This is a genomic window from Pseudomonas sp. SED1 (assembly GCF_034044025.1).
GTDB lineage: Bacteria > Pseudomonadota > Gammaproteobacteria > Pseudomonadales > Pseudomonadaceae > Aquipseudomonas.
Genome location: NZ_JAXCIS010000008.1, coordinates 1 through 8,636 on the forward strand (window position 1 = coordinate 1; position 8,636 = coordinate 8,636).

Annotated in this window: 7 protein-coding genes; all 7 read left to right on the top strand. The window is 65.1% G+C overall.

What is annotated here, in order from left to right; translation table 11 throughout:
• Positions 1 to 187: 187 nt before the first annotated feature.
• From SNL23_RS01130 to SNL23_RS01160, 7 genes are read left to right on the top strand one after another with little or no spacing between them, the layout of a single operon-like run.
• The gene (locus tag SNL23_RS01130) at positions 188 to 1,849 is read left to right on the top strand and encodes an ABC transporter substrate-binding protein (RefSeq protein ID WP_318301375.1); all 1,662 of its coding nucleotides are present in this window, start codon (positions 188 to 190) and stop codon (positions 1,847 to 1,849) included.
• Positions 1,846 to 2,826, top strand: coding sequence for an ABC transporter permease (locus SNL23_RS01135; RefSeq protein ID WP_076016075.1), 981 nt, complete (start codon positions 1,846 to 1,848; stop codon positions 2,824 to 2,826). The genes SNL23_RS01130 and SNL23_RS01135 overlap by 4 nt, the downstream gene beginning before the upstream one ends.
• Positions 2,823 to 3,686 carry an ABC transporter permease gene (locus SNL23_RS01140; RefSeq protein ID WP_076016009.1) on the top strand — a complete coding sequence of 288 codons (864 nt, stop codon included), beginning with the start codon at positions 2,823 to 2,825 and terminating at the stop codon, positions 3,684 to 3,686. The genes SNL23_RS01135 and SNL23_RS01140 overlap by 4 nt, the downstream gene beginning before the upstream one ends.
• Positions 3,683 to 5,398, top strand: coding sequence for an ABC transporter ATP-binding protein (locus SNL23_RS01145; RefSeq protein WP_318301376.1), 1,716 nt, complete (start codon positions 3,683 to 3,685; stop codon positions 5,396 to 5,398). Before SNL23_RS01140 ends, SNL23_RS01145 begins: the two co-directional genes overlap by 4 nt.
• 20 nt (positions 5,399 to 5,418) lie before the next feature.
• Positions 5,419 to 6,627 (top strand): acyl-CoA dehydrogenase family protein, encoded by a 1,209-nt coding sequence (locus SNL23_RS01150; RefSeq protein ID WP_318301377.1) that lies wholly within the window; start codon positions 5,419 to 5,421, stop codon positions 6,625 to 6,627.
• Positions 6,624 to 8,066 carry an MFS transporter gene (locus tag SNL23_RS01155; protein WP_318301378.1) on the top strand — a complete coding sequence of 481 codons (1,443 nt, stop codon included), beginning with the start codon at positions 6,624 to 6,626 and terminating at the stop codon, positions 8,064 to 8,066. Before SNL23_RS01150 ends, SNL23_RS01155 begins: the two co-directional genes overlap by 4 nt.
• Positions 8,063 to 8,575 carry a GNAT family N-acetyltransferase gene (locus SNL23_RS01160; RefSeq protein ID WP_167665049.1) on the top strand — a complete coding sequence of 171 codons (513 nt, stop codon included), beginning with the start codon at positions 8,063 to 8,065 and terminating at the stop codon, positions 8,573 to 8,575. Before SNL23_RS01155 ends, SNL23_RS01160 begins: the two co-directional genes overlap by 4 nt.
• Positions 8,576 to 8,636: the final 61 nt, after the last annotated feature.

Sequence of the window (8,636 nt, forward strand, 5' to 3'; positions counted from 1 at the left end):
AAGTGGCCGTTACCGCAGCAACGGATATGTACTCCCCCCAAGGCCAGATGTTGCCTGGCCAACAGTTGCCGCACACATTGTCGTTTTCAGCCATCACCTAAACCCCCAATGTCCCCTGTTTAGGGCCCCAAAAACCCGGCATGCCTTGTGCAATGACCCAGTTCCCGGACTTTAGGCCTCAGTCATCATGCAAGAACCCGCCCCTTACCCGCGACGATCCAGCCCGTTGCTGCTCATCGGCACCGCCACACTCTGCAGCCTGCTGCTGGGCTGCGGCCAAAGCAGCTCCACCGTCACCCGCAGTGACCAACCAGTAAAGGGCGGCACCCTGGTCTACGCCACCGACCGCGAACCCACCTGCCTCGACCCCCACGTGGCCGGCGACATGCCCCAGGTGTTCGTCGCCCAGCAATACCTCGACTCCCTGGTCTCAATGGACACCGACGGCCGCATCGGTCCCTGGCTCGCCAAGACCTGGGAAGTCTCCCCCGATGGCCTGACCTACACCTTCCACCTGCGCAACGACGTGCACTTCACCGACGGCACTCCGTTCAACGCCGCCGCCGTCAAGGCCAACCTCGACCACATGGCCAACCCCAAGACCCAATCCAGTACCGCAGGCGGCTACATTCGCCAATACCGCAGCACCGACGTGCTCGACGAATACACCGCAGTGGTGCACCTCGCCACGCCTTACGCCGCGTTTCTGGAAGTGTTGGCCCAAGGCTTCCTCGGCATCGAGTCCCCCACCGCACTGCTGCGCTCCCGCGACGTGAACTGCGAAAGCCCGGTCGGCAGCGGCCCGTTCAAGGTCGTGCGCTGGGACCGCCAAAGCCAGGTCGAACTGGTGCGCAACCCCGACTACAACTGGGCCCCACCCACCGCCAAACACCAAGGCCCGGCCTGGCTCGACCGGATCGTCTGGAAGTTCATCCAGGAACCGTCCGTACGCTTCGCCTCGTTGCAGGCCGGTGAGGTCGACGTGATCGAAGCGTTGCCGCCCGAATCCCACGAGGCCGCCCGGCGCAATCCGGACCTGACCCTGGTGATCGCCCAACGCCCCGGCAACCCCACCAACGGCACGCTGAACATCACCCGTGCGCCGTTCGATGACGTGCGGGTGCGCGAAGCCTTCGTGCGCAGCTCCGACATTGAGGGCGCGTTGAAGAGCGTGTATTTCAACGAATTCCCCCGCGCCGGTGGGCCGTTGAGCCCGGCCACGCGCTTCTACAGCCCGGAGTTCCAGCACGCCCAGGATTACGACCCGGCCCGTGCCGCGCAGTTGCTCGACCAGGCCGGCTGGACCCAGCGCGACAGCGAGGGCTACCGCACCAAGGACGGCAAGCGTCTGCAAGTTCACGTGGTGATGGGCAACCGCACGCCACCGTCGGAATACACCTTGTGGGAGCAGGTGCAGGCCACCACCCGGCAGGTCGGCTTCGAGCTGATCGTCGACCAGATGAGTGACGTGCAGGCCACCAAACGCCAGGCCGACTGGGACTACGACATTCGCCTCGGCTACTGGAACACCAACACCGCAGACGTACTGCGGATCATCTTCGGGAGTGAGTTCATCCGTCCGGCAGGCGTTGGTGGCTACCACCAGAACACCGCCGGTTTCAGTGATCCAGCCTTCGACACGCTGATCCAGCAGGCCCTCACCACCCAGGACAGCGAGCAGCGCCGGGCCCTGTATTACCAGGCGCAGAAAATCGCTTCCAGCCAGTACCTGCAACTGACCACCTACCCGCAAAGCACGCGGCTGGGTATCTACAAGACCACCCAGGGCGTGCGGCTGGAGCCGTCGCTGGCGGTGACGTATCTCTATGACGCATGGGTGAACAAATGAGCAGTCCATCACTTGCCAACCCTCGCCACGAGCGCCTGGCCCGGCTCGGCAAACGTGCGCTGTGGCGCCTTGCCGGCGGCGTGCTGGTGCTGTGGGCGGTGGCCACGCTGACGTTCTTTGCCTTGCGCCTGATGCCGGGTGATCCGGTGCTGGCGATCCTCGGCGGCCCGAGTGGCAATCCCACTGCTGAAACCATCGCTGAGGCCACCCGCGAATACGGCCTCGACAAGCCTCTGGCGGTGCAATACGCGTTGTACCTCGGGCGGCTGGTGCAGGGTGATTTGGGGGTTTCCTATTCCCAGCATCTGCCGGTAACCCGCGTCCTCGCGGAGCAATCCTGGCCGACCCTGGAACTGACCCTGACCTCTCTCGCGCTGGCCTGGGTTCTGGTGCTGGCGCTGACGGTATTGACCGCCGGCCGCCGCCGCTGGGTTGCCAGCCTGGCCTCGCTCGCCGAGACCCTGGCCGCCGCGTTGCCGCATTTCTGGCTGGGGATTCTGCTGCTGGCGGTGTTTGCGTTCGGCCTGAGGTTGTTCCCGCCGGCGGGCAGTGATGGCTGGCGCACCCTGGTGTTGCCGTCGTTTGCCCTGGCGATTCCGCTGGCCGGGTTTATCGCCCAGGTCACCCGCGAATCCCTGGACCTGACCCTCGACCAACCCTTCATCCTGACCGCCCGCACCCGTGGCCTGAGTGACGTCAACGTGCGCTTCAAGCATGCGTTGCGCCATGCCGTATTGCCGGGCATCTCGCTGTCGGGCTGGGCCATCGGCGCGCTGATCAGCGGCGCGGTGGTGATTGAAGTGATCTTTTCCCGCAAGGGCCTCGGCCGCCAGTTGTACCAGGCGGTGCAGGCACAGGACCTACCGCTGACCATCGGCATCAGCCTGGTGGTCGCCGCCGGTTACGTGCTCGCCAACATCCTGGTCGACCTGCTGTACCTGTGGGTCGACCCTCGCCAACAGGAGCTTCCAGCATGAGCGGCCTGACCCTGGAAACACCGCTGCCCGCGCTGCGGATTCAGCGCACCACTCGCACCCTGCGCCTCGGCCCGCTGTTGGCGATTACCTTTCTGTTACTGGTGATCGTCGCGGCACTGGTGCCGCAGTTGTTCGCCTACAGCGACCCGCTGGCCATCGTGCCCCGCGATGCGTTTCATTCGCCGAGCCTGGCCCACTGGTTCGGCACCGATCAGTCGGGGCGGGATATCTTTTCACGGGTGATCTACGGCACCCGGCAGTCGTTGTTTATCGGTCTGGCGGCCACGGCGATTGCCATGAGCATCGCCATCGTTCTCGGTCTGCTGGGGGGCCTTGGCGGCGCGCGGGTGGACCGTGGCGTGGGTTGGTTGCTGGAAGTACTGTTTGCGTTTCCGAGCCTGATCCTGGCGCTGCTGTTTGTGGCGATCTTCGGCAGCGGCATCGGCCCGCTGATTGTCGCCACCGGGCTTGGCAGTGCGCCGGGTTACGCACGCATGGTCCGTGGCCAGGTGCTGGCGGTGCGTAACGCGGGCTACATTGAAGCTGCACGGGCCCTCGGGCATCCGCCGCTGCGCATCATCCTGCGCCAGTTGCTGCCGAACGCCATGCGTCCGCTGATCGTGACCCTGACCATGGGCGTGGGCCAGGCAATTGTCTGGGCCTCGGCCCTGAGCTTTCTCGGGTTGGGCGCCCGCCCGCCGGCGCCGGAGTGGGGGACCATGTTGTCCATGGGCCGCGACTTCATCGCGAACGCCTGGTGGCTGACGTTCTTCCCCGGCCTGTTCATCGTCCTCACCACCCTGTCGACCACGGTCACTGGCCGTTACCTGCAACAACGCCTGGAGGGCCGTCTTTCATGAGCGACCAGAAACGCTTGATCGTTGAAGGCCTGTCCATCGAGTTTGCCGGGCAGTCTGTCGTACGCAATTTGTCTTTCACCCTGGAGCCGGGCAAGACCCTGGCGCTGGTGGGCGAATCCGGTTCCGGCAAAAGCGTCACCGCCCGTAGCCTGATCGGCCTGGCCGGCGCGGGCGCCAAGGTCACGGCGCGCACCTTGAGTTATGACGGCGTGGATTTGCTCAGTCTGTCGGAGCGTGGCTGGCGCCGTTTGCGTGGCAATGGCATCGGTTTTGTATTGCAGGACGCACTGGTGTCACTCGACCCGTTGCGGCCGGTGGGCAAGGAGATTCTCGAGGTGCTCGAGACCCATCGCTGGGGCGACCGTCGCAGCCGTGGCGAACGGGTCATCGAGCTGCTGGACCTGGTGGGCGTACCCGAACCGCAACTGCGTGCCCGCCAGCGTCCCGATCAACTCTCCGGCGGCCTGCGCCAGCGTGCGCTGATCGCCAGTGCACTCGCGCTGAACCCTGGCCTGGTGATCGCCGATGAGCCGACCACCGCGCTGGATGCCACGGTGCAGGCGCAGATCCTGCAAGTGTTGCAGCAGATCAAGGCCCGTGGCGATTCGCTGCTGATCATCAGCCATGACCTGGCGGTGGTTGCGCAATTGGCGGATGAGGTGCTGGTACTGCGCCACGGTGAAGTGGTGGAGCAGGGCCCGATGGATCAGGTGCTGCTCAATCCCCGCCACGCCTACACACGCTCGCTGCTGGATGCGGTGCCCGCCGAACATGCCCGTGGCACACGCTTGTCGCCGGAGCGCAGCAACGCTGTGGCGCAACCACGGCCGGGCGCGGATTCGCCGGTGTTACTCAAGGCTTCCGGCCTGGGCAAACGGTATGTCGGCCCCGATCAACAGTCACGCCAGGTAGTGGACGGCGTCAGCTTCGAGCTGCGCGCCGGCCGTACGTTGGGCATCGTCGGTGAATCCGGCTCGGGCAAAACCACGGTGGCGCGCATCGCCCTCGGGCTGCTGCAACCGGATGCGGGCGAGGTGCGTTTTCTCGACCAGCCATGGGCCGCGGCAGGCACCGAACGGGTCGAGGAGAAGACCCGACGTCTGCATCGCCGCGACATCAGCGTGATCTATCAGGACCCGCTGAGTTCGTTCGACCCGCGCTGGACGGTCGGGCAGATCCTCGGTGATGCATTGGACGTCGCCGGTATCGCCATCGAGCAACAGGCGGCGCGAGTGGCGCAGTTGCTCGACCAGGTACGCCTGGCGCCGCAATTGGCCGAGCGCCGGCCGCTGCAACTGTCGGGCGGGCAACGCCAGCGCGTGGCGATTGCCCGGGCGATTGCCAGCAACCCCAAGGTGATTATCTGTGACGAGCCAGTGTCGGCGCTGGATGTGTCGGTGCAGGCCCAGGTCCTGGATTTGCTGGCCGACCTGCAAGCCTCGCTGGGCCTGGCCTACCTGTTTATCTCCCACGACCTCGGGGTGATTCGCCATGTCAGCGACGAGGTGTTGGTGATGCGCCATGGCCAGGTGGTGGAAAGCGCCAGCGTCGAGACGTTGTTCGAATCCCCTCAACACGAATACACCCAACGCCTGTTGGGCGCCGTGCCGCGCCTGCCCGGCAGCGGTACGCAACTGGTGGTGCCGGCCCTGGAGCCGGAAAACCCCGGCTGGCTGTTTGATGAATCGCGCCTGTGGAAAATCGCCATCTAGACCTGAATCAAGGAAGTGCCATGAGCAAGTTGTCTGCTGTACCCACGCCGCCGGTTGTGACGGTGGCCGAATTGAACGCCCGTGCCGACCGCATCCTGCCGCAGATTGCCGCCGGGGCTGCGCAGCGTGAACGTGATCGCCAGCTGCCGTATGAGGCCGTGGCGCAGATCGCCAAGGCCGGGTTGTTTACCGTGCGGATTCCCAAGCGGTTTGGCGGCGCCGGTGGTTCGGTCAAGGACGTGATTGCCTTGCTGATTCGCATCGCTTCGGCCGACTCCAACGTGGCCCAGGCCCTGCGCCCCGGTTTCGGGTTTGTCGAAGGCCTGCTGGCGTCCCGCGCCGAAGGGGCGGAGGAGGAGCGCGAGCGTTGGTTCGAGCGTTACCTGCAAGGCGCCGTGATCGGCAATGCCGGTTGGGAAGTCGGCGGCGCCAACGGTTCCATCAGCGCGCGCATCGTGCGTGACGGCGAGCACTTTCGCGCTTCCGGCAGCAAGTACTACAGCACCGGTTCGTTGTATGCCGATTGGGTCAGCGCCGTCGCCCTGGACGAGAATGATCAGCCCGTATCGTTCATCCTGCCCCGCGACCGCCAGGGCCTGGAGTTGCTGGATGATTTCGACGCCATGGGCCAGCGCCTGACCGCCAGCGGCACCACCCACCTGCATGATGTGCAGGTGTTGGCCAGTGAGATCCGCACCCGCACCGTCGAGGAGGGCAAGCGCACGATTGTCACGCCGTTCCTGCAAGTGTTCCTCGCGGCGGTGCAGGCCGGTATTGCGCGCAATGCGCTGAACGATGCGGTGAGCTTTGCCAAGGAACATGCACGGCCGATCAAGCACAGCAGCGCCACGCGTTCGGTGGACGACCCGTACGTGGAACTGAGCGTGGGCGACGTTTCGGCCCGGGCCTTTACCGCCGAAGCGGTGGTGCTGCACGCGGCGGACTCCATCGACCGCGCCTGGGCTGCGGATCTTGATGCGGTGGCCGTCGACCAGGCGGCAGTGGATGTGGCCCAGGCGCAATACATCGCGGCGGAGTCGGCACTCAAGGCCGCCGAGCTGGTGTTCGACGTGGGTGGTGCTTCCACCACAGGCCGCGCCCATAACCTGGATCGGCACTGGCGCAACGCGCGCACCGTGGCCAACCACAATCCCCGGCACTGGAAAGCCGCGGCCGTGGGCGCCTGGCAACTCAAGGGCACGCCGCCACCGACCTCGGGGCTGTTTTGAACAAAGCCCTCGACCTTTCACACCCCTTGGGCGAGGTGGGCACCGGGCACGCGCGCCGGGTGCCGATGATCATCGGCTGTGCGCTGTTCATGGAACTGATCGACGCCACGGCAGTGCTCACGGCGCTGCCGCAGATGGCCCTGGATTTCGGCGAGCCCAGCGTGCGCATGAACCTGGTGGTGTCGCTGTACCTGCTGGCGGTGGCGCTGTTCGTGCCGGTCAGCGGCTGGGCGGCCGACCGGTTCGGGCCGCGCCGGGTGTTTATCTGCGCGATCGTGCTGTTCACCCTGGCGTCGGTGGCCTGTGCCTGCTCGGGCTCGCTGCTGCAGTTGTCCCTGGCGCGTTTGGCCCAGGGCGCGGCGGGCGCAATGATGGTGCCGGTGGGGCAGGTGATCCTGCTGCGCTGGTCGGCGCGGGAAAACCTGCTGCGTGCCATGTCGTACCTGACGGTGGCGGCGCTGGTTGGGCCGCTGCTGGGGCCACCGTTGGGCGGGCTGCTGGTGACGGTGTTGTCGTGGCACTGGATCTTCCTGATCAACCTGCCGATCGGCGTGCTCGGGGTGATGCTGGTGCTGCGCTACATCCCGGATTATTCCGGGGCGCCCGGCCAGCCACTGGACGTTCCCGGCCTGTTGCTCAGCGGTGTGGCGCTGGGCGGGCTGGTGTTCGGTTTCGAGGTGCTCGGCCACGGCCTGTTGCCGCGCCAGTGGGCGTTGCTACTGATTGGCGGCGGGTTGTTGAGTGCCTGGCTGTATGTCCGGCATGCGCGGCGGACGGCGCACCCGTTGATCGATTTTTCATTGTTGAAAATACCGACCTTCGCCGTGAGCTTCTGGGGCGGCAACCTGATGCGCATCGGCAGCGCGTCACAGCCGTTTTTGCTGGTGCTGCTGTTTCAGCTGTGTTTCGGGCTTAACCCGTTGCAGGCCGGGCTGCTGAGCGTGGCCGGTGGTGTGGGCGCGTTCCTGATGAAGATGCTGGCGGTGCGGATTGTCAGCCGCTTCGGCTTCCGCCGCACCTTGATCAGCAATGCCGTGCTCACCGGTGCAACCATCCTGGCGTGCAGCCTGTTCGAGGTGTCAACGCCTTACTGGATTGTGGTACTGGTGTTGTTCGGCAGCGGGATCATTCGCTCGCTGCAATTCAGTACCCTGGGGGCATTGACCTATGCCGACGTGCCGCCGGAGCAATCCAGCCGTGCCAGCAGCCTGTCGGCGATGACCATTCAACTGACCTTGAGTTTGTCGGTGGGCATCGCAGCGGCGTTGCTCGGTTTGATCATGGCCGTGCGTGGGCATGCCATCGTCGAACAAAGCGATATCGCCTGGATCATGGCGGGTGCCGGATTGCTGTGTGGATTATCGGGGCTGGTTTATCGCAGGCTGTCGCCGCAGGCGGGCTCGGCGATTTATGCAAAACGCGCAGAGGGTATTGGATGATTCGTGCAGCACGTATCGATGACGCAGGTGACATTGCCTGGGTGCATATTCGTAGTTGGCAGCAGGCTTATCGTGAGCTGATGCCTGGGGATTACCTGACTTCGCTGGAGGCGACCCAGCCCACGCGCGAAGCATTTTGGCGACAGTCGATTGAGCAGGGAAACGAAGCCGTATTTGTCGCGCAGGTCGATGGGCATGTGGTGGGCTGGATTGTCGTCAGCCCGAGCCGTGATGAGGATGCCAATCCAGGTGAAACCGGTGAAGTGCAGGCGCTGTATGTGCTGGCCGAGCATTGGGGAACCGGGGTGGGCAGGGCGCTCTGGCTCAGGGGCCTGGAATATCTCGCCAGCCTGGGCCTGGAGACGGCGACGTTGTGGGTGCTGGCTGAAAACCGGCGGGCAGTGCGCTTTTACCAAAATGCAGGATGGATAGCGCAGCCCGAATCAAGCCGCACCCTTACCCGGGGCGGCCGTGAGCTGGAGGAAATCCGCTACCAATCCCAAAAGTGACGCTGAACCTGTGGCGAGGGAGCTTGCTCCCGCTGGCCTGCGCAGCAGGCCCATCTTTTAG

Bases quoted from the DNA above. Each gene is read 5' to 3' on its own strand.
- SNL23_RS01130 (WP_318301375.1), top strand. From the start codon at position 188: ATGCAAGAACCCGCCCCTTACCCGCGACGATCCAGCCCGTTGCTGCTC.
- SNL23_RS01135 (WP_076016075.1), top strand. From the start codon at position 1,846: ATGAGCAGTCCATCACTTGCCAACCCTCGCCACGAGCGCCTGGCCCGG.
- SNL23_RS01140 (WP_076016009.1), top strand. From the start codon at position 2,823: ATGAGCGGCCTGACCCTGGAAACACCGCTGCCCGCGCTGCGGATTCAG.
- SNL23_RS01145 (WP_318301376.1), top strand. From the start codon at position 3,683: ATGAGCGACCAGAAACGCTTGATCGTTGAAGGCCTGTCCATCGAGTTT.
- SNL23_RS01150 (WP_318301377.1), top strand. From the start codon at position 5,419: ATGAGCAAGTTGTCTGCTGTACCCACGCCGCCGGTTGTGACGGTGGCC.
- SNL23_RS01160 (WP_167665049.1), top strand. From the start codon at position 8,063: ATGATTCGTGCAGCACGTATCGATGACGCAGGTGACATTGCCTGGGTG.